Source organism: Bifidobacterium sp. WCA-178-WT-4B (assembly GCF_009696495.1).
Classification (GTDB): Bacteria; Actinomycetota; Actinomycetes; order Actinomycetales; family Bifidobacteriaceae; genus Bifidobacterium; species Bifidobacterium infantis.
This window is the reverse complement of record NZ_VULV01000016.1, coordinates 23,547-46,487: the sequence shown is the minus strand read 5'-3', so window position 1 is coordinate 46,487 and position 22,941 is coordinate 23,547. Positions and strand designations below refer to the sequence as shown.

General features: G+C 60.0%; 28 protein-coding genes. 18 read left to right on the top strand and 10 right to left on the bottom strand.

Annotation, left to right across the window (positions count from 1 at the left end; all coding sequences use genetic code 11):
- Positions 1–113 precede the first annotated feature (113 nt).
- The 3 genes from FYJ31_RS10830 (at position 114) to FYJ31_RS10820 (ending at position 3,551) form a co-directional block, all read left to right on the top strand.
- The gene (locus FYJ31_RS10830; protein ID WP_154536658.1) at positions 114–896 is read left to right on the top strand and encodes an ABC transporter permease; all 783 of its coding nucleotides are present in this window, start codon (positions 114–116) and stop codon (positions 894–896) included.
- A gap of 258 nt (positions 897–1,154) precedes the next feature.
- On the top strand, positions 1,155–2,225 hold the full coding sequence (locus FYJ31_RS10825) for an ABC transporter substrate-binding protein (protein WP_013141032.1): 1,071 nt from the start codon (positions 1,155–1,157) through the stop codon (positions 2,223–2,225).
- Between the two features lie 123 nt (positions 2,226–2,348).
- On the top strand, positions 2,349–3,551 hold the full coding sequence (locus FYJ31_RS10820; RefSeq protein ID WP_154536657.1) for a nucleoside hydrolase: 1,203 nt from the start codon (positions 2,349–2,351) through the stop codon (positions 3,549–3,551).
- Between the two features lie 266 nt (positions 3,552–3,817).
- Here FYJ31_RS10820 and FYJ31_RS10815 read toward each other — a convergent pair whose 3' ends face one another.
- The 7 genes from FYJ31_RS10815 to FYJ31_RS10785 form a co-directional block, all read right to left on the bottom strand.
- A complete protein-coding gene (locus FYJ31_RS10815) occupies positions 3,818–4,606 on the bottom strand; it encodes an isoprenyl transferase (RefSeq protein WP_012577167.1) in 789 nt (262 codons plus the stop codon).
- Positions 4,607–4,608: 2 nt separating this feature from the next.
- Positions 4,609–5,328: a DNA repair protein RecO gene (recO, locus tag FYJ31_RS10810; RefSeq protein WP_060620827.1), complete on the bottom strand. Its 720-nt coding sequence runs from the start codon at positions 5,326–5,328 to the stop codon at positions 4,609–4,611.
- Between the two features lie 53 nt (positions 5,329–5,381).
- Positions 5,382–7,094 carry an alpha/beta hydrolase family protein gene (locus FYJ31_RS10805; protein ID WP_154536656.1) on the bottom strand — a complete coding sequence of 571 codons (1,713 nt, stop codon included), beginning with the start codon at positions 7,092–7,094 and terminating at the stop codon, positions 5,382–5,384.
- A gap of 120 nt (positions 7,095–7,214) precedes the next feature.
- On the bottom strand, positions 7,215–8,438 hold the full coding sequence (gene ispG / locus FYJ31_RS10800; protein ID WP_195839497.1) for a flavodoxin-dependent (E)-4-hydroxy-3-methylbut-2-enyl-diphosphate synthase: 1,224 nt from the start codon (positions 8,436–8,438) through the stop codon (positions 7,215–7,217).
- Positions 8,435–9,625 (bottom strand): 1-deoxy-D-xylulose-5-phosphate reductoisomerase, encoded by a 1,191-nt coding sequence (gene dxr, locus FYJ31_RS10795; RefSeq protein ID WP_250236183.1) that lies wholly within the window; start codon positions 9,623–9,625, stop codon positions 8,435–8,437. The genes ispG and dxr overlap by 4 nt, the downstream gene beginning before the upstream one ends.
- A complete protein-coding gene (locus FYJ31_RS10790) occupies positions 9,622–11,325 on the bottom strand; it encodes a DivIVA domain-containing protein (protein ID WP_154536655.1) in 1,704 nt (567 codons plus the stop codon). The genes dxr and FYJ31_RS10790 overlap by 4 nt, the downstream gene beginning before the upstream one ends.
- A 294-nt stretch (positions 11,326–11,619) precedes the next feature.
- Positions 11,620–12,813 carry a tyrosine-type recombinase/integrase gene (locus FYJ31_RS10785; RefSeq protein ID WP_154536654.1) on the bottom strand — a complete coding sequence of 398 codons (1,194 nt, stop codon included), beginning with the start codon at positions 12,811–12,813 and terminating at the stop codon, positions 11,620–11,622.
- 101 nt (positions 12,814–12,914) lie between these two features.
- Here FYJ31_RS10785 and FYJ31_RS10780 point away from each other — a divergent pair, with 101 nt between their 5' ends.
- From FYJ31_RS10780 to FYJ31_RS10765, 4 genes are all read left to right on the top strand, one after another.
- Complete coding sequence (locus FYJ31_RS10780; RefSeq protein ID WP_032737203.1) at positions 12,915–13,154, top strand: type II toxin-antitoxin system HicA family toxin; 240 nt, start codon at positions 12,915–12,917, stop codon at positions 13,152–13,154.
- Positions 13,155–13,165: 11 nt separating this feature from the next.
- Complete coding sequence (locus FYJ31_RS10775) at positions 13,166–13,501, top strand: type II toxin-antitoxin system HicB family antitoxin (protein WP_161788221.1); 336 nt, start codon at positions 13,166–13,168, stop codon at positions 13,499–13,501.
- Positions 13,502–13,504: 3 nt separating this feature from the next.
- Positions 13,505–13,993, top strand: a complete 489-nt coding sequence (locus FYJ31_RS10770; RefSeq protein WP_032683810.1) for a hypothetical protein — start codon at positions 13,505–13,507, stop codon at positions 13,991–13,993.
- A 291-nt stretch (positions 13,994–14,284) separates the two neighbouring features.
- Positions 14,285–15,166 (top strand): hypothetical protein, encoded by an 882-nt coding sequence (locus tag FYJ31_RS10765; RefSeq protein ID WP_193642130.1) that lies wholly within the window; start codon positions 14,285–14,287, stop codon positions 15,164–15,166.
- Here the strand turns inward: FYJ31_RS10765 and FYJ31_RS10760 are convergent.
- Together FYJ31_RS10760 and FYJ31_RS10755 are read right to left on the bottom strand one after the other, a co-directional pair.
- Positions 15,126–15,572, bottom strand: a complete 447-nt coding sequence (locus FYJ31_RS10760; RefSeq protein WP_229774077.1) for an ImmA/IrrE family metallo-endopeptidase — start codon at positions 15,570–15,572, stop codon at positions 15,126–15,128. The two genes, FYJ31_RS10765 and FYJ31_RS10760, sit on opposite strands and share 41 nt — an antisense overlap.
- The gene (locus tag FYJ31_RS10755; protein WP_077423981.1) at positions 15,569–15,964 is read right to left on the bottom strand and encodes a helix-turn-helix domain-containing protein; all 396 of its coding nucleotides are present in this window, start codon (positions 15,962–15,964) and stop codon (positions 15,569–15,571) included. The genes FYJ31_RS10760 and FYJ31_RS10755 overlap by 4 nt, the downstream gene beginning before the upstream one ends.
- Positions 15,965–16,017: 53 nt before the next feature.
- On the opposite strand from FYJ31_RS10755, the gene FYJ31_RS10750 reads away from it, so the two are divergent.
- The gene (locus FYJ31_RS10750) at positions 16,018–16,269 is read left to right on the top strand and encodes a hypothetical protein (RefSeq protein ID WP_077423983.1); all 252 of its coding nucleotides are present in this window, start codon (positions 16,018–16,020) and stop codon (positions 16,267–16,269) included.
- Complete coding sequence (locus FYJ31_RS10745) at positions 16,269–16,775, top strand: hypothetical protein (RefSeq protein WP_032684466.1); 507 nt, start codon at positions 16,269–16,271, stop codon at positions 16,773–16,775. The genes FYJ31_RS10750 and FYJ31_RS10745 overlap by 1 nt, the downstream gene beginning before the upstream one ends.
- Positions 16,776–16,786: 11 nt before the next feature.
- Here FYJ31_RS10745 and FYJ31_RS10740 read toward each other — a convergent pair whose 3' ends face one another.
- Positions 16,787–17,572 carry a hypothetical protein gene (locus FYJ31_RS10740; protein ID WP_041982023.1) on the bottom strand — a complete coding sequence of 262 codons (786 nt, stop codon included), beginning with the start codon at positions 17,570–17,572 and terminating at the stop codon, positions 16,787–16,789.
- An 80-nt stretch (positions 17,573–17,652) separates the two neighbouring features.
- Here FYJ31_RS10740 and FYJ31_RS10735 point away from each other — a divergent pair, with 80 nt between their 5' ends.
- The 9 genes from FYJ31_RS10735 to FYJ31_RS10690 all read left to right on the top strand — a co-directional run bounded on the left by FYJ31_RS10735 (position 17,653) and on the right by FYJ31_RS10690 (position 22,883).
- Positions 17,653–17,895 (top strand): hypothetical protein, encoded by a 243-nt coding sequence (locus FYJ31_RS10735; protein WP_012578084.1) that lies wholly within the window; start codon positions 17,653–17,655, stop codon positions 17,893–17,895.
- 291 nt (positions 17,896–18,186) lie between these two features.
- Complete coding sequence (locus FYJ31_RS10730; RefSeq protein WP_032683803.1) at positions 18,187–18,402, top strand: hypothetical protein; 216 nt, start codon at positions 18,187–18,189, stop codon at positions 18,400–18,402.
- Positions 18,356–18,571 (top strand): hypothetical protein, encoded by a 216-nt coding sequence (locus tag FYJ31_RS10725; RefSeq protein ID WP_145989036.1) that lies wholly within the window; start codon positions 18,356–18,358, stop codon positions 18,569–18,571. The genes FYJ31_RS10730 and FYJ31_RS10725 overlap by 47 nt, the downstream gene beginning before the upstream one ends.
- Positions 18,572–18,783: 212 nt before the next feature.
- The gene (locus FYJ31_RS10720; RefSeq protein ID WP_154536652.1) at positions 18,784–19,365 is read left to right on the top strand and encodes a single-stranded DNA-binding protein; all 582 of its coding nucleotides are present in this window, start codon (positions 18,784–18,786) and stop codon (positions 19,363–19,365) included.
- A 15-nt stretch (positions 19,366–19,380) separates the two neighbouring features.
- The gene (locus tag FYJ31_RS10715; RefSeq protein ID WP_154536651.1) at positions 19,381–20,793 is read left to right on the top strand and encodes a ParB/RepB/Spo0J family partition protein; all 1,413 of its coding nucleotides are present in this window, start codon (positions 19,381–19,383) and stop codon (positions 20,791–20,793) included.
- Positions 20,790–20,978: a hypothetical protein gene (locus tag FYJ31_RS10710; RefSeq protein WP_229774075.1), complete on the top strand. Its 189-nt coding sequence runs from the start codon at positions 20,790–20,792 to the stop codon at positions 20,976–20,978. Before FYJ31_RS10715 ends, FYJ31_RS10710 begins: the two co-directional genes overlap by 4 nt.
- Complete coding sequence (locus FYJ31_RS12945; protein WP_326831207.1) at positions 20,975–21,946, top strand: helix-turn-helix domain-containing protein; 972 nt, start codon at positions 20,975–20,977, stop codon at positions 21,944–21,946. Before FYJ31_RS10710 ends, FYJ31_RS12945 begins: the two co-directional genes overlap by 4 nt.
- On the top strand, positions 21,943–22,512 hold the full coding sequence (locus FYJ31_RS10695) for a hypothetical protein (protein WP_154536650.1): 570 nt from the start codon (positions 21,943–21,945) through the stop codon (positions 22,510–22,512). Before FYJ31_RS12945 ends, FYJ31_RS10695 begins: the two co-directional genes overlap by 4 nt.
- The gene (locus tag FYJ31_RS10690) at positions 22,509–22,883 is read left to right on the top strand and encodes a hypothetical protein (protein WP_229774069.1); all 375 of its coding nucleotides are present in this window, start codon (positions 22,509–22,511) and stop codon (positions 22,881–22,883) included. Before FYJ31_RS10695 ends, FYJ31_RS10690 begins: the two co-directional genes overlap by 4 nt.
- Positions 22,884–22,941: the final 58 nt, after the last annotated feature.

The window sequence follows — 22,941 nt, the reverse complement described above, 5'->3', positions numbered from 1 at the left end:
CACAATCCATCACATGGCCGGCAGGCGCGCAGGCTCCTCACCTTACTGTTCCACGCCCCGGCCGCAAGCGCCACCAGCAAACCGGACTGGCGCGGAAAGCAAGGTGACATCCCATGTCCATCGCCAAGCGCCTCAAGAGCCGCATGCCCACCGTCATCGCCGTCATCATATTGCTGGCAGTCTGGGAAACGTGGGTGGATCTAGGGCATGTCTCCCCCACGATGATCTCCGCGCCAAGCGAGATTTTCGCCGCCACCATCGAAACATGGAACACGCTCGGCCCGACCGCGGCAATCACCGGCTATGAGGGCGTGGTCGGCTTCCTGTTCGCCGTGTTCTTCGGCATTATGATCGGCATTGCACTGTACTGCTCTCACACGTTCAACGCGGCGTTCTATCCGCTGCTTGCCGCCGCACAAACCATGCCGCTGATTTCCATCGCCCCGTTGTTCCTGATTTGGTTCGGTTTTGAGATTTCCGGCAAAATCGTAATCGTGGCGGTATTCGGCCTCTTCCCCATCGCCGTGCAGACAGTGCGCGGACTGGAAGCAGTGCCCCAGTTCTATTCCGACGTCGCATTGACCTGCGGCGCGACCCCGGTCTGGACGCTCTGGCACGTGAAGCTGCGCGTTGCCGCACGTCAGATCTATGGCGGTATCCGAGTATCTGCCGCATACATCTTCGCCACGGCATCCACCGCTGAATACCTTGGCGCACGCAAGGGCCTCGGCATCTGGCTGCAGGCTGCCTACAATTCATTCCGCACGCCGCTGATCTTCTCCGCCACCATCGTCATTATCCTGATGACATGCGTACTGATGCTGGCGGTGAACGCCAGCGAGCGCATCCTGCTCGGCCCGGCCGGCGATGACGAAGACCCCGACGCGGACCAGTAGTTCTTTTTACCGTCAAAGACACAAGCCGGCGGCCAGAACCGACTGAACGGGGCGGCTTCTCATGAGGTCTCCAGCCCTGTCTCTATAATGGAACAGCTTTACCAGCGTGTGGCAAACCGGCTTTCCCGAGCTTTCATAGGGAATGTCGGGGGCGCTGGTCGAACGGAAATCAAGGCCCTCCATATCGTTTTCTGCCGACTTCCGTTCGAAGCAATCCCAGAGAACGATAGAGAGACAACGAATTAGGGAACCATCATTATGAAGAAAAGCCTTGTATCCAAGGCCGCTGCCCTCGTGGGCGCCCTTGCTATGACTTTCGGTTTCGCCGCATGTGGCCAGACCAACACCGCCGACTCCTCCAATTCCAACACCTCCGACCTCAAGAAGGTCACTTTCATGCTCTCCTGGGCACCCGATACCAACCACATCGGCGTGTACGTGGCCAAGAACAAGGGCTACTTCAAGGACGCCGGCCTTGACGTGGATATCGTGGCCGTGGCCCAGGCCGGTGCCGAACAGGCCGTGAACAACGGTGTGGCCGACTTCGCCCTGTCCAACTTGACCAATGTGGGCATCTACACGCTGAAGGGCGCTCACATCAAGCAGGTGCTGCAGGTGCAGCAGAAGCCGAGCGCCATTTGGTGCGCACTGGCGTCCAACACCGCCATCAAGTCCCCTAAGGATTTGGATGGCAAGACCTTCGCCACCTTCGGCTCCAACGAGTCCGACGCCGTGGTGCGCCGCATGATCCAGACCGACGGCGGCAAGGGCGAGTTCGACAAGGTGACCGTCGGCACCTCCACCTTCCAGACCATGGAATCCGGCAAGGCCGATTTCGGCGGCTTCTACGCCACGTGGGAAGGCGTGCAGGCCGACATGTACGGCCCGAAGCTCAACTGCTTCACCGAGCCTGACTACGGCGTGCCCGGCAACGCCGACGCCATCGGCATCATCACCAATGACAAGACCATCAAGAACAATCCCGACCTGGTCAAGAAGTTCACTCAGGCCACTCAGAAGGGTTACGAGTACGCGTACGCCAACCCGGATGACGCCGCGCAGATTCTCGTGGACGAAGCCCCTGACGCCAACCTCAAGCCCGAATTCGTCAAGAAGAGCATGCAGGTTATCGTCGACGGCCAGTACTGGGGCGATCCGGCCAAGATCAAGGACGGCTCTTTCGTGCTCGGCACCAACGACTTCAAGGGCACTCAGGAATACTTCGACTTCCTGGCTGAAGAAGACGCCTACACTGACAGTCATGACAAGGTGATTCATGAGGCCCCGCAGGCCAAGGACCTTGGCACCGACGAATTCCTCGGCAAGTAATTTCCGATATTCCGAGTTTGAATCTACGCAAAAATGCGTCCTTTCCATGAGGAAAGGACGCATTTTTGCGTATCGGCCGATAAGGTTATTCATAGCGAATCATGCTAACAAGGAGGCGATTCCATGGCCCAACGTCCTGACCGCATTATTGCCAGCATGGATACCGGTGTTGATGATGCGTTGGCGTTGGCGTATTTGTTGGGGTCGGCGGATGAGTGCGAGCTGAGCGGTGTGATCGCCAGTTATGGCAATGTGGATGCGAACACGGCTTATGCCAATACTTGCGCGGTGCTTGATTTGTTTGGCCGGGTGGATATTCCGGTGTTTTTGGGCTCCGAGCATCCTTCTTGGGCTGATGCGTTTATTCCCGATGCAGGGTGTGCCCAGTTTCATGGGAAGGATGGACTGGGGAATACTTGGCTGGCAGGGGCCGGGGCTCTGGCTGATGGAGCTGGTGTGCCTGGTGATGATATGTCTGGGGATGACATGTCTGAGGATGTGCCCGATGGGGTTGTTTCTGTTGGCGGGTATTTGGTAGGGGACGCTCATGCTCATCCGGCGTCGGGGTCTTGTTCTCGTGTGGGTCGCTCTCGGCCTGTGGACCGTCCCCAGTCGGCTACATCGACAGCTCTCGCCAGCTGGGGCAAAAGGAGGCGCTCCGTTGATGCTGCGGATGGGATTGAGTATCTGATTGAGCAGGTTCGTGAGTTTGGCCGAGACGTTACCGTGCTGGCTACCGGGCCGTTGACGGATGTGGATGCGGCTATTACTCGGGCACCGGATATTGCACCGAAACTCAGGCTGGTGATGATGGGCGGTACGCTTACCCAACCCGGCAATTGTTGGGATGCGGTGGCCGAGACGAATATCATCCAAGACCCTGAGGCCGCGAATCGTGTATTTCATTCCGGCGCAGACATCACAATGGTGGGACTTGATGTGACTCACCAGTGTTTGCTACCGCGATCGGCGGCCGACCAGTGGCGTGCGACGGGGACCAAGCGCGGGCGGTTCTTGGCTGATCTCGCGGACTTTTCCATCAAGGCAAATTTGGAAGCCGACCCCGCACTGTTCTCTGGCGGCATGCCGTTGCATGATCCGTTGGCGGCGGCGGTTGCACTTGATTCTTCACTGGTCGATTGTTTTGATCTTGCGTTGCGCGCGGAGACCAATACCGGTGATTTCAATGGAGTACGAGGCCGGACCACCGGAGACCCGGTTGGGCTGGTGAATCATTCCATGCCGCATGTGCATGTGGCACTTGGTGTGGATTCGGGACGTTTTTTGGATGAGTTTGCAGAGAGGATGGCTGAGGTGTGCCGGTAACTCCCCTCAGTCCGCTACACGGACAGCTCGACCGCAATTACGGACAAGCTGCCGCTCGCATTCTTCTGGCTCGACTCTCGTCTCGCCTTCGCCTACAAACAGACCAGGCTGTTTGCTTTACGGCTCAGCCCATCAGAGGGGGCCTAACAAGGACTATTTCACACCCCCAGCAATCAAGGACCGGCTTCGCCGGACTCATCATTACCTGGTCATGTCCTATCGGCCTCGGCCAGGCGGCGTGAACGAACAGTCCACCGGACTGTTCTTTATTTCACGCCGCCAAATCGGCGATCGCGGTGGATGTAATGGTCGATGGAGCGCCATAGCACGTCACGGCCGCAGTCCGGGAAGAGTTCGGGCACGAAGTCGAGCTCGGCGTAGGCGGCCTCCCACGGCAGGAAGTTGGAGGTGCGCTGTTCGCCGGAAGTACGAATCACCAAGTCGCAATCGGGAATGTCCGGATTGTACAGATGGTCGGCAATCATCTTTTCAGTCACACGGTCGCCGGAAATCTTGCCATCGCGCACTTCGCGAGCGATGGCGGCGCAGGCGTCGGCGATTTCAGCACGGCCACCATAGTTGATGCAGAACACCACATCGATGACCTTGTTGTTCTTGGTACGCTCCTCGGCGGCCTCAAGCTCGTCGATCACCGACTTCCACAGCTTGGGGCGACGGCCGGACCAGCGCACGCGCACGCCCCACTCGTCCATCTGTTCCACGCGGCGGTGGATGATCTCACGCGAGAAGCCCATGAGGAAGCGCACTTCCTGGGGCGAACGCTTCCAGTTCTCGGTGGAGAACGTGTACAGGCTCAAATAGCGCACCCCGGCCTCGATGGCGCCGGCGATCGTGTCGAACACCACCGGTTCGGCGGCCTGATGCCCATTGGTGCGGATCATGCCACGCTGCTTGGCCCAACGGCCGTTGCCGTCCATGATCACGCCGATATGGCGAGGCACTTTGTTCTTGGGGAAGTCGGGAATACGGGCGGGGTCGCTGAATGGGGCCGCGGGGATGTTCAGCGAGGTGTAATCAACGTTCTCAAAAGCCATACCTACGAATCTATCAAGCGCAGCGAACGAATCGGCCGTTCAAGGTAATACTCCCCCCAATCTTCAACCAACTCCCGTACGACCCGCTCCACCGGTGCGGCGTCAAGCACCGTCCAATCACCATGGACCAGCGCATCGAACTGACCCAATGCGGACGGCGCGATGCGACGCGCGTCCGTGGTGTGGTCGGCCTCGCACATCACGCCGCCGGATGCGATCGACAGATACGCCGGCGCCGCCGCACCGCACACCACGCACGTGCCCAGACGCGGCGTCCAACCGGCCAGCGCCAGGGCGCGCATCACATAGGAGCAGCCTATGGCCTGCGGGGCGTGGGCGCGTTTGGCGAGCGCGTTCAACGCGCCGATCAGGAGCCGATACTGGTCCGTCATGCGCTCATGTTCCGTGCCGACGAGCTTGTCGATGGTTTCGACGATGACGTTCGCGGCCTCATACGCCGCATAGTCCCCGACGATCGCGGCACCGTACGCGGCGATCGACTCGGCCTGGGAAACCGTATCCAACGATCGGCCTTCGGCGATCAGCAGATCGACGCGCATGAACGGCTCAAGTCGGGCGCCGAAGCGCGATTTGGTGCGGCGCACGCCCTTGGCTACCGCCCGGATCTTGCCATGGTCGCGCGTCAGGACGGTGATGATGCGATCGGCCTCCGCCAGCTTGGACGTGCGTAACACCACGCCTTCATCTCGATACAGTGACATTTCGTTCCCCTTGCGGCGGGGCCCGGTGAACGGCGGGCACCCGGCGTCGTCGATCAGTAGACGAACAGTCCCCAGAAGGCGAACACCAGGAGTATGCACAGCATGGTGAACGCCACCAGCCAGAACAGGATCCGGCCCAGGCGGGTGGAGGCAAGCACCGGATCGGTACCGGTGACGATGTCCCGCACGGATTCACGCCGAGGAGGCAGCTGAATCAAGCCGCGGATGGAGGCGACTTCGATCAGGTGCATGAACACACGGGACCACGCCCACAACACCAGCACCGACACCACTTGGATGACCGGCCAGCTCCAGTACATGACGCCCGGCGTCTCCGTGGGTGCGCCGCCCCACGCGAGTCTGACCACGCCCATGATCACCTGGCCGAGGCCCGCACCGAAGATGAGCAGCGTGGCGAGCGTGGTGAGGGTCAACGTCAGCAGCGCATTGCCGAAACCGTGGACGAAGCCCAGCACCTCGGGACGTCTCGGCACCGGCATGCCCGCACGCTTGGCCTCACGCCTGTCCCGCCGCCACCGGATGTCCGCCGAGGCCTTGCGGCCCAACGCCACCAGCGACAGTATGATGGACGCCAACAGCAGCAGCATCACTGCGGCATGCAGGATCACCCCGTAGATGGTGCCGGCGCGGCGGGGTTTCAGGGCGCCCGGCAGGCCGACCGATTGATACAGGTCGGTGCCGCCCGCCTTCTCGCTGGTCTGCGTGAGTCCGGCCGAAGTGCCGACGGCCCAGTCGATCAGATCGTCGACATAGGCGTCGGCGAACGGGGTGCCGGCCTGGGATTCGTCTCCCAGGCGCAGCACATGGTTGGCGACCGGATAGCTGCGTATGGTGACGTTCCAATTGCCGGCCTTGTGGGCGTTGTCGAGAATCGCCCGCACACCGTCGACCTGTGCGGTCATCACGTCCTTCGAACCGTACGCCACGTAGGTGGGCACGGCGTAGGCGGCCGGCCTGAGCGTGTCGAGATCGAGATTGGTCAGTCCAAACAGGGCGGTGTCCGCGCTGAACACGCGCTGGACGATGGACTGGTAGCCTTTGTTCGCGCCGACGAGGGTGAAATCCTGCGTGATGAAGAATCCCAGCGATTGACGTGGACTGAACACCATCGGGCTCAGGAGGATCTGGAAGGCGATATTCGGGTCGTCCTGCAGGAGATACGAGGAAATCCACGTCGATTCGGAGGTGGCGTAGATGCCCACCTTGGCGGCGTCGACGTCGTTCTGGGCCCGCAGATAGTCGATGACCTGATCGTAGGCTTTGGCGGATGCCGGGTAGTCGCGCGTGACGTCGGTGGTGTTCCACACGGGCTTGTCAATCACGGCGGTCACGAATCCGGCCGAGGCCATGTCGGAGGCCACGTCGCCGAAGGAGTTGTCGCAGGTGCCGAAGCCGGCGCCGTGCATGAACACCACGCCCGGTCGCGCGCCCGGCGCGTTCCTCGGCGCCCGAATCAGCACCCTGATGGCCTGGATGCCATCCTTGTTGGCTTTGCCTTGCGCGCCCGGCTCATCGGTCAGCTCGCCATCGTCGGTCATGTTCAGCGTGACGTACCGCTCATCGACCTCATATGCGCCCCGCACCGGCAGCGTCCGTCCGGATGGGTTGTCGAAGGTGACCTTGGTGTCGTCGGTGAGCGTGGCCATCGACTGACCGGTGGGCTCGATGTTCCAAGGGACCGTGGTCAGATTGGAGATGCAGACCATCACGCCGAGCAGGATGATGAAGATGGGCAGACTGACCATCAGCCGATGGACGCTGGTCCACGGCTTGGATCGAACAGTAAGGCGATGCTCTTCTTCTTGCGACACGTGCGCTATTGTAATCTGACCGCGATATTTATGCCGAGGGCCTATTCGGCCGAATCAGTGACCGGGATGCTGGATTGGAACCACTACCGGGCCGGTGGAATTGACTGGCACTTGGCCGTCGGCCTCCATCTGGGCGGCGATATCGTTCGCTATGGTGAGCAGCGTGTCGACGATCTGGTCTTCGGGCACGGTCTTGATGACCTTGCCTTTGATGAAGATCTGCCCTTTGCCGTTGCCGGAGGCCACGCCAAGGTCGGCTTCGCGTGCCTCGCCCGGACCGTTGACGATGCAGCCCATAACAGCCACTCGGATCGGCGCGGTCACGTCCTTCAGGCCTTCGGTGACGGCGGAGGCGAGCTGGATCACGTCCACTTGGGCGCGGCCGCAGCTCGGGCAGGAGATGATGTCGAACTTGCGGGGGCGCAATCCCATGTATTCCAAGAGTTTGCAACCCACCTTGACCTCTTCGACCGGCGGCGCGGAGAGGGACACGCGAATCGTGTCGCCGATGCCCTCGGCCAAGAGCGCGCCGAACGCCAGGCAGGATTTGATGGTGCCTTGCCAGGCGGGGCCGGCTTCGGTGACGCCGAGGTGCAGCGGCCAGTCGCCCTTGGATGCGAGCAATCGGTACGTTTCGACCATGGTGATGACGTCATGGTGTTTGACGGAGATCTTGAAATCGTGGAAGCCGACGTCCTCGAACATGTGCGCTTCCTTCAAGGCGGAGGCCACCAGCGCTTCCGGAGTCGGGCCACCGTATTTGGCGTACAGGTCCTTGTCCAGCGAGCCGGCGTTCACGCCGATACGCAGCGAGATGCCCGCGTCGGTGGCGGCCTTGCAGATGTCCGGGCCGACTTCGTCGAACTTACGGATGTTGCCGGGGTTCACGCGCACGGCCGCGCAGCCGGCGTCGATGGCCTGGAACACGTATTTGGACTGGAAGTGGATATCGGCGATGACCGGAATCGGCGATTTGCGGCAGATTTCCGGCAGCGCGTCGGCATCGTCCTGACTCGGCACGGCCACGCGCACGATGTCGCAGCCGGCGGCGGTCAGTTCGGCGATCTGCTGCAACGTGGCAGGTACGTTGGCCGTGAGCGTGTTGGTCATCGACTGCACGGAGATGGGCGCTCCCCCGCCCACCGGCACCGGACCCACCATGATGCGGCGGGACTTGCGGCGCGGGTGCAAGGGCGATTCGCTGGTCAGGTCGACCGGATCACCGGTTTTGCGGAACGGCTTTTCGATGGGATTTTCCGTATTCAAGGTATTCATCATTGCTTGTTTATCAGGTCGTCGGCGCGTCGGCGGGCTTCAAGCTCAAGTTGGTTCATTTCCTCCACGTCCGTGAACAGCGGGTTACCACGAAGCTCGGCGTCCATCTGGTCCAGCACGGCTTTGACCGTGTCCACGATGCCGAGGTATGGCAGACGATGCTCGAGGAAGGCATGCACGGCCTGTTCATTGGCCGCATTCAGCACCGCCGTATGCTTCTCGGAGGCGGCCAGGCAGTGGCGGGCCAGTTGCACGGCGGGGAACGCCTCATCGTCCAACGGTTCAAAGGTCCAAGTTGCGGCTTTCGTCCAGTCGCATGCGGCGGCCACATTGGTCATGCGGTCCGGCGCGGACAGGCCCAGCGCGATGGGCAGACGCATGTCCGGCGGCGAAGCCTGGCAAATCGTGGCGCCGTCCACAAATTCGACCATGGAATGGACGATGGACTGCGGGTGCACGGTCACGTCGATGCGTTCAGGCGGCACGTTGAACAAGCGGGACGCCTCGATGACTTCGAGCCCCTTGTTCATCAGTGTGGAGGAGTTGATGGTGACAACCGGCCCCATGTTCCACGTCGGATGATGCAGCGCCTGCTCGGGAGTGATGTTCTCCATGTCGGCACGTTTCCAGCCGCGGAACGGTCCGCCGGAGGCGGTGACCACAAGCTTGGCGACTTCGGCGTGGGTTCCGGAGCGCAGGGATTGCCAGATGGCGGAATGTTCGGAATCGACCGGGTTAATCTGGTTCTCGCGTACTTGGGCGCTGAACAGCAGATGACCGCCCGCGACTACGGACTCCTTGTTGGCCAATGCCAGCTGGGAACCGGCCTTGAGCGCCGCGATCGACGGTTCGAGGCCGATGGAGCCGGTGATGCCGTTCAATACGACATTCGCACCGGATCCGGCCATGGCGATGACCGAATCCGGACCGCCGGTCACGCGGACACCTTGTGCGCCGGCCTGTGCGAGAGCTGCTTGCAGTGCTGGAATCTTGGTCTCATCAAACACCGCGACTTCGGACACATGGAACTGTGCGGCCTGTTGCGCCAGCAGCTCGATATGTGCTCCGCCCGCCACCAGACCGGTGACGGTAAATCGTTCAGGGTGGCGCGCGATGACGTCAAGTCCTTGGGTGCCGATGGATCCGGTGGATCCGAGAATGATGACGGTGGAGTTGGAGGCTATGCTCACTGTTCCTTCTTCGTATCGTCATTGTTCAGTGTGGGGAACGACAGGTCGGGGATATCCGAATCGAAGTTACCGACAAGCGGGAACAGCAGCGGGAACGAATCGTTGGAATCGTGCTTATCCTGTGACGGCTGAGCTGCTTCCGTGTCGTGGGAGTCGGCAACGTATTCAGATGATTCCGCAGCCGGACGGGAGGTCGTGCTGTCTGCAGGCTGACTATCGGATACGCGAACCGGAATGGAGTTCGTGTTACGATCCGGCTTGCTGGTGGGAGCAAAGGAGACCGGCATGGCAGCGGACGCAGCCTCGTCAGCAGTGCTATTCACAGGCTGCGCTGCCGGGGCGGAAGGTGCCGGGGATGAAACCGAACCCGGTACCTCATTCAATTTCAGCGCATTCGGTGTATCAAGGCTGGGCATCTTGGGAGCGAAGGACGGTACATCCACCGCCGGAAGTTCCTGAGAAACCGCAGCCATGTGGGCGAGAGCGGCCAGAGAGGAATCGTTCTGCACCATATCCACGGGCTGTTCCGCGAACACCGACGGGGTCGATGACGGAGCTGCGGATTCGTGTGACGACTGTGCCGGAGCAAACGAGGGGGCGCTGCCAGCGGTCGCACCGGAAACCGGCGCGGACGGGGCACTGACGGGAGGCTCAGCCGCAACAGCTGCGGTAGGAGCCACGGAAGGCGTCTCGGAGACGGGCTTCGCCGCAGACTCGTTGGACGTATGCACCGGGTATGCTGCGGGAGCAAAGGAAACCGGCTGTTCCGCATTGGTGCTATTGGTGCTTGTGGAAGCATCGAACGATGCAGGAGCCGGCGCATAGGCGATCGGTGCCGCCGCGGCCGGCGCTGCGGGAGCAACCGGAGCCGGAGCAGTGAACAAGCTCTGCTCGGCCTGATGCAGGGCATCGAATGATTCGTCATGAGCAACGGCAGACGGCGCAGAACGTTCGTCAGTTGCCGGGCGCTGCGTTCCGGAAGCGAACAATGGCGAGACGCCGTTCGCTTGAACGGTCACGTTCGTGGCGGTCTGGGCAGGAGCCGCGGGCTCGCCGGACACGAAATCGGCCACACGGGCATAGGATTCCAAGCGACTCAGCAACTGCACGCAGGCATTCAGGAAGTAATCGACCTGTCGCTCGTCATAGCCTCTCTTGCCCTTGCGCTGGGTGAAGATCACATTGTTGACCGTATCCGCATTGAGATCGGCCAAAGACCGTACATCGTCTTCGGTCACGCCGTCAACGCCCAATGCGGCCGCCGCCTTGTCCACAATCTGGTCGACCAGACGATCCACCTGCTTCTTATCATACGAAGGCTGCTTGGGCGCTCCGGACTTGAAACGTTCGCGCTCGTTACGCTCCGCGTGGTTCTGGACTTCGTGATACAGCTTCTCGGTCTTCGCCTTCCACGTCACACGCCCATGCTGTGCTATCTCCCATGTGGTCTGCTTATCGACCACGGCACGTTCCAGACGTCCAAGCGCGGCGTCAACCTGTGCGATCACATAGCCGTTCTTGCGCAGATCAAAGGACACGTTCTGAATGTCATGCTGGGTGAGATTCATGCCCTCGCTGTCATACAAAGCATGGGCGCGCTCCAGGAAAGCGTCCACCTGAGCGGGGTCATACCCCCACTTGCGCTTGCCCGCACGTGCGATGCCCGACTTGCCGTCCCCTTCACGAAGTTCCTGCGCCATCGGCTATTCGACCTCCTGCTGGATATAAACACTCTGCCACAACTTTACGTGACTATTGAGACGCATCTGACCAAGAAGACCGAAATTCACGATTCTGTAGCAGTACTGCCGGTTTCCTTCTGCACGCATCTCACTGAGATTTCAGAACCTTTGCCGAAGACTGTCAGGGAATATCGTCACAGCCCATATCCATGGAATGAGGGGATTGCATGAAGTGATGAAAAATGAAAGTGGGCAATGAGGGACTCGAACCATCAGCGCCCATAACATAAGAACGTTGGAATTCCAATGTTTTCAAACCATTACAGCCGGTTCGGGAACGTTTTTGCCCACATTTTGCCCACACTCCTTTTCGCTCGTTTCGAGCTGTACCGCCGCATCCACCATGCGCGTCACATCCAACAGATCGGAGTCAAAAAGATCCGCATACACATCCAGTGTCATGCTCGCGCTTGCATGCCCCAGCATGCGCTGCAGACCCTTGACATTCGCCCCCGCGTGCACGGCAATCGACGCCGCCGTATGCCTCAAATCATGCGGGCTCGGCCAATCATCCGTATCCCAGCCCAGCCGTTTCAGCGCGCTCGGCCACCACGTCCTATTACCCTTCACCGCGCTCGCCGACTGCGGGTGCAGAGGATGGCCGGACGGATCGGAGAACACGCGCTCGCCGCGCTTCTTCCGCTTGAGTATCGGCGCCAATGCTTCAGCGACGATGAGCGGCATGTAAAGGGTGCGCATCTCATAGGATTTCGGGGTGCCCTCCACCGGCTTTCCCTTGATCCAGACGATGCTGCTGCGGATACGCAGAGACCTTTCCCTCACGTCAACATCCTCCTTGCGCAGGTCGGACGCCTCACCCCATCTGAGGCCGCAGAAGCCAAGCAGCAGCACGAGGGCCCTGCGTTCGTCGCCAATGTAGATGGCGTTGAGGCATTCGTCGGCGAATGCCACGAGCTGCGGAATCGTGAGATAGACGCGCCGTTCCTTGCGTTTCGGCTTTCGCGGCAGCTCCAACCCCTCGCACGGGTTCTCGGCGATGAGTCTGTCCTTCACAGCCCGTTTGAGCACGCCGTTGACGATGCCCTTGGCTCGAAGCACGACGCTGGCGGAGCGACGCGACGTGAGGTCGCTGACCCATTCCTGCAGTTCTGCCTGGCTGATTTCGCCGATCCGCCGATTCTCCCACTTCGCCTGCACATGGGTACGGTACGAGGCTTCCGTGCTCTCAAGCTGGCTGGGCTTCCAAAAAGGCTTTTTGATGGCGATCCACTGCTTGTAGAGTTCGCCGAATCTTCTCGACCCGCCCTGCGGGTCTATGTAGCTGTTGGTGGCCTTGGCGATGGTGACGTGTTCGGCCGCCCACGTCTCCGCGTCGATTTTGCGCTTGAATCCGCGCTTGTCGGTCTGCGTGCCGTCCGGCTTGCGATACCTCACGCGGTATCTGGTTTCGCCTTTGCTGGTCTTGTATCTGGTGACGTTGGCCATTTTTATTACCTGCTTAATAATGGAAGATTCACGTTTTAACCGGTTTTAATGTGATTTAATGGGACTGTTGCTGAATTGAACCAACCGAAAGGCAATCGCGCATGCCGATCGTCTACCCATCGATGAAGGCCTCGGACCTGTTCCGTATCCTTCGTGGTCTGGGATACGGGATTGACCGCGCGAATGGTTCGCATAAAAGAATGAAGGCGGAGGGCCGTCCACCGTTGACCTTTGCCTTCCATGACGGGCAGACTGTTCCGCCCGGATTGGTGAAGAAGACACTGGTGAAGGACGTCGGGTTATCCGAAGAGGAGATCCGCGGTATCCTCGGGCAGAAATGAAGAGGCGCAACATGGATACACGACAGGTGAACATCACCTATCACAGGGAAGACGGCGTATGGTGGGCCGAATCCGATGACATGCCGGGATTCTCCGCCGCCGGCGACACGTTCGCCGAAACCCGCAAGCTCGCACGCGAGGATATACCGTTCTTTTTCGATGACAACGAGCCCACCACCATTCGTGAATTTTTGGACAACGGGACTGAAGTTGTTCCGAATAACACCATCTTCGTGTTTCCCACCCCGGAGCTGATGAAGAACGGCGGCAAAGGCGAGTATTTCGAACCAGCCAACGTGTCCACCACCGCCAACCAGGGCATCGAAGAACGCAGAATGGTGGCCTGACATATGAGCGAGGTTTCTGAACGCGCGTCGATTATCGTGCAGCTCGCCAATTTCGCCGCCGTGGACGGTTCCGGTATGGGGAATGTTCTTGGCTCCGGTGCCAATATCTTCCCACTCACGCCCAATGGCATGACGCCGCGATTCACCGTGTTCACGGAGATACACGTGCCGGCGGATATATGCCCGTGCGAGGTGGCCGTCGAATACTCCCTGCGTGACGAGAAGGGAGACGTCGTCGAGGTTGCCGGTCCGATGCCCCAATCCTTGCGTATCGCGAACATCATGACGATTGATGCGGGCCTTGCTGGACTCCCCCTCGACCAAAGGAACCATATCGGTGCGGTCAGTCTCGGAACACTGGATTTCTCCAACGGACTCGCACTCGCGCCGGGGAATTATTCGTGGCGCGTGACTCTTGACGGAGACGATGAGCATGCTGCGGAACGATTGTTCTGCGTTCCCAAGCCTGTCACCCCTCCTGTATTTGGGTAAATCTGACATTTCGGGTATGGCTTCGCCCCGTGTAGGATAGTGGGCGAAGCGTCCTCCTTTCTTGAACTAGCTGGATTCTTCAACCGCCCTGTTGGCGCTGCAACGCCGGCAGGGCAATATTTTTATCTAAGCGATTAACGCATACGTCTCCCCGGCTCGTAGAATCAAGGTATGGGTAAACATGGGACGAAGAAGACCACAGCGCAATCTGTCATAATGACAGTTCTGTCCGTTCTGTGCTATACGGCGGGCGCGTTCTGCGCGCTGTTCGTTTTTGTCGGCGCTTGGCCTATGCTCATCTTCACAGCGTTCTTCATCTTTATCGGCATGTTCGCATATAAACATCGCTTCGACAAGAGAGGAGGTGATCCAGCCGTCTCTCGCACTCCAGTTGACGGGTCCACGGTGCAAAGAAAATCGCCGGACACGATTCCCGCTCCAGCTGAGTCCCATGTTGCCGGAACAGTCGAATACCTCGTCTACAACTACAACGAGCCGGTTGTGGCGAATATTCCGCGAGACAGGATATTCACCGCTGAAATCATTCGACGCAGGATGAACGTGCCTTTCCATGGAAACAGGGATCTCGGCTATGTCCTCGGAGGCGGTAACGGCAACGGCTATGTGCTTTCCTACAACGGCGCACCGTTCGGCGTGATTCCGAATGACAGGCTCTGCGCCTATCTTGATGACGTCCACGCACGCACCATCAGCTGCGTCTGGCATGAATGGTACGAACCGACCATCAAATCGATCAAGGCTCTCGCACCCTCCACACGAAGAAGCCGTAGCGAACGGATCATAGCGTCCATGATTGGTGCCGGAAAATGGGACAGCGTGGACGATGTTGATTCCATTAAAGCCAGCGATTATAAACCGAACGCGATGGCGGACAGTCTGTTGTCCGGCAGGGGCTTCATTGACATCGAGGTGTCCCTGGACATGATTCCAACGCCTAAGGGCTCCTACGCCAAACCTCATGTCGGCATCTTCCACGACGGAGCGGCTCTGTTTGAGTTCGACGCGCGGAAGATGGTCTATGGAGAGCTGGTGCGCCACGCCGGTCAGAACGCGCTGGCCCGAGTCGAAAAGAAACTGTCCAACGACGGGAACGGCAGCCCTTATTACTCCATCATGCTTGTGTTCCAATCAGACACCTCCTCTCAGGCGTGATTACTGCAAAGTCATGTAGGCATTGCTGATAATCGGTGATGGTTTGTATGGTCAGGTCGAGCTCCGAGGCTATGAGCCAAGGCGCTCCTCCGTATGTTTGTTCTGCTTGACGGTATTTTTGCGAATCTACTAGGAGCCGCGCTGCCTCCAATCTGGTACGTTGCTCGTGCATTCCGCATTGGTAGTCGGCGTGCAGCCAATGGACGAGTTCGTGTATGAGCACGCATTTTTTTGCGGTGTATGTAAGTCTTCTGTCTATGAGAATGACGCGGTTTGCTTCTGAGTAGCAACCCCACATATTGTCTAAGATGTCGCTTTCTACGGTGACATCTATTCCGCTCGAATAAATCGCCATGCGCATGGGGCCATAGTTCATGTGCGTGTCGAACGGAATAAGGCGTTTCATGCCGATGCTTCTCCATCGTGGTTCATGTAATAGTCCTTTCCCTCTGCTCCGTAAGCCGCAAGGCTGACATCGCTCTTGTGTGCCAGACGTTTTGTCTCCGCTATCCGCGATGCCGTTTGCGCTTTCTCGTAGGCGATGCGGGTTATGTCGGCGGCGTTTGCTCCGAGCGCTTTGCATAGATCTCCAAACACATCGATGGGAATTTGTCTTTGTCCTTTTAGATAGCGAAGAACGGTGACGGGACTCAGTCCGACTTCTTCTGCGATGTCATCGTTGGTTTTTCCCATGCGGGCTTTTTGGGCTCGAAGCTCTTCTGCGATGGCTTCGGCAAATTGATCTCCATATTCGGTCATGGATAAAGAATAACACATATCGGGAAGGAAATTAACCATATAGATTAAAAACTAACTTGACTAACTATCCAAATGGTGCTTACATTAACCATATGGTTAATCAAGAAAGCACCACAAAACAGGTGGCAAATAAAATCGCAGCCGCGCTGGAAGCCGCGAAGCGCTCCGTTAAGTGGCTTTCCGACCAATCAGGGACACCCTATGTGACCCTTCGTCGACAGCTCAGCGGGAAAGCCTCCATTTCCATTGGTCAGATTGCCGTTTATGCGGATTGTCTGCGTGTTGAACCGATGACAATGCTCCCTGACTCATTCATAGCGCTCGCTGGCAAGGAGGTGGCGTGATGGTGTGGTGGAAGCACAATCGTCAGGCATGCCAGTCCGGACAGGCCGAGGGGCCGATGCCGACACCGTTGCCCTGTCCGTTATGCAACGGCCATGCCGAGGCGGTGATGGATTCGTGGACGTCAGGCGGATACGGATACGACTTCGAACGCTGGGGCTGCCGTTGCGGGGAATGCGGATACGGGTACTACGGCGGCAACCCGCTCTCGCCGTCCGACGAACGGCAGGCCATCGAACGGTGGGACCAGCAGGTCGAGGAAGCGTTGAAGATCATCGCGGAACCGTTGGAGGAATGCCCGTCATGCCATTGCGTCCCGAAGGTCGGGAAAAGCGACGGCGAGGCATTCCTCCAATGCCCGGAATGCCTCAAAATCGCACGCGGCGGCAACCCCATAGAGACCAAGGACAAGTGGAACCGCTTGTGCCTTCAGCGGAAGGCGATGAGGCTCAAAGCCAAACGACAGGCCGCGCAGTTGGAACGAATCATCGGAAAGGACGCGGAGTGATGGATGCGAATTCAATCATTTGGGTCTGCGCGATCATCTGCATGGTCTGCGCCTTCATCAACGCCAGCATTCGGTGAATAGTCATCGGCCGGCAGCATATCGTCCAATTTCTTGAGGAAGGAGGGAACGTCCATCATGGCATCGTGTCTTATCCAATGCGCGAACTGCAGCAACCGTCGGAATGGTCTCGGCATATGCGAGAACAGGGAAGACCAGCGCAGCAAAGGCCGCGTGGTGGTATGGATATGCCTTGATCCCTTCAACGGGTCACGCATTACTGGATACTCCTTGTACACCACGCGTCCCAATCGCGTGGGCTGCGGGGTCCACAGCACCTTCACTCCGAAATCACATGACGAAACAATGCTCATCATGTCCAGGACGACGAAGAAACGCTCTCCCGGCATCACCCTGTTGATCTTCTGCTGCACCACCAGCTGCTTGAACTGCTGTCCGGGAAAATCGTATTCGTTTACGACGATGCCCTTCATGTTGATTCCCTCAGCCGTCACGGAGAACGCTGGACCATCACCACTGTTCGTCACAATCACCACCATCGTAGTGTTCGATTTCAGAATCCTGCTCCCCGCTGCCTGTACCTGCGCGACCGGTATCGGGTCGATCATGACGTCCGCTGTTGACGTGACGCTTACGGTCCACTCCGCTTCAACTCTGTTTCTCATCGACCACCAGAGGTTGAAGATCGTCAGACAGATCGTTATCGCGGTGAACACCAATCCGATCAGCACTGACGGGGTCTTGCTCACCTCCATCATGAACGTTCCCCAATTAATCATTCTTCCCTCCGTTGGCCGTGTTTTGAATGTCGCAGTTCCAAGCCTACCGGCGGAGGGACCTTATACGGAAAGAGAAAAACATGAACGCCAAAGAGTATGGCCACCACGCGGGTGGCTACCGGAAGGCCGATGGTGGCCCGTCACGCAGATTCATGCGCGGGCTAGTGGTTTGCGCCGTCGTGCTCGCCTTCTGCGTCGGCTGGATTCTAAGCCATGCGGGTTGCGCGCATCCCATCGGCAACGGTTTGGCCGCGCTCATGGGCTTCGGGTTCGTTCCACTCAGACTGATCGCACTGGTGTTGAGCGAGGCGGGCATCGAATAAGTCTTGCCGGACGGCGTGGAAAACCGGCCGGCCAAGCGGAAGGAAAACCGAATAACCCTCGTTGATAACTGAAAAAAACAACTGACAGATACGGTGTCGGTTTTCTTGGACCGGCGGACGACGTTTTTCCTGTTCTTCCGTCGTCCGCCATAAGGGCGGCTGCAAGTTGCCCCCGGCACGGCCGGGAGATGGTTCGATTCCATCGCCGTCCACGACCGCAAGGTTACGCAAAAAAGAAAAGCCCCAGCGGCTACTGGGGCGGAAAGAAACTCCAATGGAAAGGATACCCCAATGAGTGCGCCGATACCAAACCTGATGACGGTGGAACAACTCGCCGAACATTACGGGAAGGCGAAGAAGACCATCCAGAACAAGCTCACGCGAGGCTGGGGGCCGACGCCGGTCACCGACCCCGACACCATGCAGGTGCTGGGCTTCGAGGTCGAGGAGGTGGCCCGTTTTGACCGCATCAACAAGCAGACGCGCAAGCAGCGCCTCTACGCCTGACGTGCCGAACGACATGTGGCTTGCGGTCGCGGACCGGCTGCTCACCAACCTTGACATCCTGACCGCATATCCCACCCGGCAGTCGCTGGCGAGCCTCATCGGACTGAGCATCCACGAGGCCGGGCTCACGTTAACGCCGGAGACGCCGTTATGGGCACGGCAACGTTGACCGCGCCCATAACGGACGAGGGGATGCGCATGACGCCCGGCGAGCTCATAGAGGAATTCTATGAGCGTCTGGCTGATTTGAACACGGACATGCGTAACCCCCCGCATCTATCTGGTGCCGAAGCCGGGTGTCATCACGGTCGACCGGCCGTCGCGCAGGGTCTCGGCGGTCGTGGAATACGCAGACAAGAAACATTTCAGAAGGAGTAGGTGATGGCCGGAGAGACGACGCTCACCATTGTGGGCAACCTGACGGCGGACCCGGAAATCCGCACGATCGGCACCGGGGCGACGGTCGCGAATTTCACGGTTGCTTCCACGCCGCGCGTGTGGAACCGTCAGACGAACCAGTACGAGGACGGTCAGGCCCTGTTCATGCGCTGCAGCGCATGGCGCGACCTCGCCGCCCACATCGCCCAATCGTTGAAGAAGGGCGTGCGCGTGATCGTCACGGGAAGATTGCAGCAACGCTCCTACCAGGCGCAGGACGGGGTGAACCGCACGATCGTGGAACTGCAGGTGGACGAGATAGGCCCGAGCCTGCGTTACGCGGTCGCGGCAGTGGCCAAGCAGTCCAAGCCCAACGGCTTCCAAAACAACCAACAGGGTCAGCAGTCGTATTCGGGTGGCTCCGCGTACGGCAATCCGCAACAGTCGGGCTGGCAGCAGGCCGCGCCGCAACCAGCCGCCAACGACCCGTTCAAGCAGCAACAGCAGTCGCAGGAACCGGACCCGTGGGCCTCGCGGCAACCGGCGCCACCGTCCGACGGTTTCGACGCGGACCCCGAATTCTAGGCAAGGAGAAATATCATGGCCATCACCATCGTGGACATTCCCGTCTCCCAACTGGAGCCGAACCCGCATAATCCGCGCAGGGACGTGGGCGACGTAAGGGAGCTGGCGGACAGCATCAGGGCGCAGGGCATCAAACAGGAGCTGCTGGTCACCCCGTCCGGCGACCGGGACGGCAGGCCCATGTACCGCGTGGTCATCGGGCATCGAAGGCTCGCGGCCGCCAGGCTCGCCGGCCGGGACATGGTGCCGTGCCGTATCGAGGAGCTTACGCCGCGCGAGGAACGCGAGCTGATGCTTGTGGAGAACACGCAGCGCGTGGACCTGACCCCGTTGGAGGAGGCCGACGGCTATCAGGGGCTCCTGGACTTGGGCGTGAAGGTCAAGGAGATGGCCGTACGCACCGGGCGCAGCATGAGACTGGTGCGCGGCCGGCTGAGAATAGCGTCCATCCCCCGATCGGTGCGCGAGGCGTCGCCCTCGTTCGCCCAACTGTCGCTCTCCGTGTTGGAGGACATCGCGGAATTCGACGGCGACGAGAAGGCGCAGGCCAGGCTCGCCGCCAAGGCCGGTTCCAATGATTTCGAATGGCAGCGCAACCGGCTGCGCCGCGAACGCGACCGGCGCGAATGGGTGCAGGCCGCGCGCCTGTGGGCCGAATCCAACGATCTGCCCATGCTGCCCGACAACCTCAAACCGGAGGACATGTGGGCGAACCCGACAGGCTACGAGAGGCAGCGGCGTTTCGCCCAGGATTATCCCGGCCCGTTCTCCAAGCAGTGGAGGGACTGGCAGGCCGAGGGCGCGCATCCCGGAGTGGTCATCCGCTTCTTCGACGACGAGGGAAGCGTCGTGGCCTACACGCCGGCGAAGAAGACAGCCGAGGAGAGGGAAGACGGGAAGGCCGAGGCGAAACGCCGGATGGAACGGGAGCGCCGCCACAAGGTCAGGGAGCTCGCCCTGGCGTCGGCCGAACTGCGCTGCGAATGGATCCGAACAACCGTTCCCGTGTTGAAGGCGGACGCGCTGCGCGACATGACGGAACGCCTGACCCTGTTGGAGCTGATGGGCGTGGGCGATTCGATGAGAGGCACGAGCCTGGACTCGAACGGGTGGACCCGCGTGGTCAAGGCGTACTCCCTGTTCGCCAGACCGTTGCCGGTAGTGGACAAGGACCCGGAGCATGGCGTGTACACGCTCAACGTGGCGGAGAACGCCCTGGAGCTGCGCCGCCGCCAGTCGGTTCCCTCCCGTCGGGGCGTGGAGCTTCTGCTGCTCCTGCTGGCCCGCAGGGAGGGCGCGATAGACGCGGACACGTGGGACCGTGAGGCCTACCAGTGCGACCTCAAGGGTTTGAACGCCTACTACGAGGTGCTGGAATCGGCCGGCTACGCGGTGTCGGACGCGGAGAGGAAGGGGCTGGAGCAGTGAACACGAAAGTGGTTATCAGGGTGCGCAACGGCGATGACGCGCCGGTGAGCGTGGAGCGTCTCGTGGTGGATTCACGCGCCGAGGTGGGTGCGGGGGTCACGCCGATGCTGCTCTCGGACATGCTGGCCCTGCTGGATGATTTGTGCCATGTGACCGATGTGGAGATCAGGAGGGCGGAGCCGTGAGCATCGAACTGGTGGCGAAGGCCAAGAAGACCCGATTGCATGGGGACAGCACGGCGAAACTGCTGCTTATCGTGCTCGCGGATTACGCGAACGACGAGGGCATGGCGTGGCCGAGCGTGAAGACCATGGCGGAGGAGACGGAGAAAAGCGAACGCAGCATCCAACTGCTGTTGAGGAAGCTCGAACAGATGCGTCTGATCCGCAAGGGCGACCAGAAACTCGTGGCCAAATACGCGAAGGGACGCCGACCGGTCGTCTACAAGCTGTTCCCGAAGACCAAAAAGGGCGAAACCCCAATGGACGCAACGGTTGAGAGGGGTGAAACCCATTGCACCCCCGAAACAGGTTGCACCGGTGAAACCCACTTCACCCCACGGGTGCAACCCACTTCACCCCACGGGTGCAACCCGCTTCACCCCACGGGTGAAACCCACTTCGTTTCAGGGGTGAAACCCACTTCACCCAAACCGTCACAGGAACCGTCAATAGAACCGTCAAGAGAGAGTACGCGCGCCAGCAAAACCGAAAAACCCGACACCACACGACTCCAGGCGCTCGCCAACCTCACCCCCGACCAGTCGCACCGGCAGCTCGCCGACGAAATCGGACTCGACCTGGACGCCGAACTCGCCAAGTTCCGCGACCATGCGATAGCCGGAGGCCATCTGCCGGCCGACCCGGCGGCGGCGTTCCGCAACTGGCTGAGACGCGGCAGGGAACTCGGCCTCGGCAACACCAGCCAGACCACGCCGGCGCTCGCAGGCGGCTTCGGCCACCCCGCACCAGCCAGGAAACCCCACCGTCACAGCTTCGGCTGCACGCACGTGCTCAACCTGCTGGGCCGTGACGCGCCGGACAACGATCCGCTCGCGATGCGCGCGGCGGAACTGCTCAACCAAGGAAAAACCGACACCGACGCGCTCGCCGCGCTCGGATTGATGAAGGACGATTTGGAGGACATCGCATGACCAGGAAAACCGAAGCCCTCTTGTGGGTTGACATCGAGACCACCGGCACGGATCCGCGCCACGACCTGATGCTGGAAATCGGCTTGAGGTGCACGAGCATGGACGCGAAAACCGAGTACGCGCGTTACGAGTCGATAATCAAACCCTACGTACTGCCCACGGACAGGAGCTTCGCCTACGCGCATCGGATGCATGAGGCGAACGGGCTCATCAACGAGGTCATCGACGCAAGCCCCGAACTATGCTCCACGGCGCGTGTGGCGCTCGCCGTCATCGATTTCACCCAGTCGATGGCGGAAACGCATGTGCTGCATCCGGCGGGCACGAACATGATGGGCTTCGACCTGCCGTTCTTGGAGCATTACCTGTTCACCGAGGACCAGTGGGGGCGTTTCCACCGACTGCTCTCCTACCGCGCGTTGGACATGACCGCCATCCGGTTGACCCAAACCGCGTTGGGAGCAGACCCGTACGAGCATTACACGCAGACGAAACCGCATCGTGTGACGGACTGCCTGGACATGGACATCAGCGAATACGTGGAATGGCTGGACCTCGTCAAATGAGCCGCACCAACCCCACACGGGAAACACACAGGCTGACCGCCAGACGAGACCACTACCGGTGCCTGCGATGCGGCAACGAATTGGACCACATCTGGAGCGGCCACAGCCTCCACCACCGGCACATGAGAAGCCACCCGTTCCCCGGACTGCATTCGCCAGCCAACCTCATCCATTTATGCGGCTCCGGCACCACCGGCTGCCACGGATGGGTACACAACCATCCCAAAACGGCGATGGAATACGGATGGATCGTCAGCGGATACAACGACCACCCCGAAACCGTCCCCGTATGGGACGCGCACCAAGGCTGGCTGCTCCTCGACAACCAAGGCGGATACACGCTCTGCGACCGGGACGGCAACCCCAGATAACACACGCAAGCAAACCGATACGGAAACAAGCCGGCGCTCGCCGGCTAAGGGAAGGGAA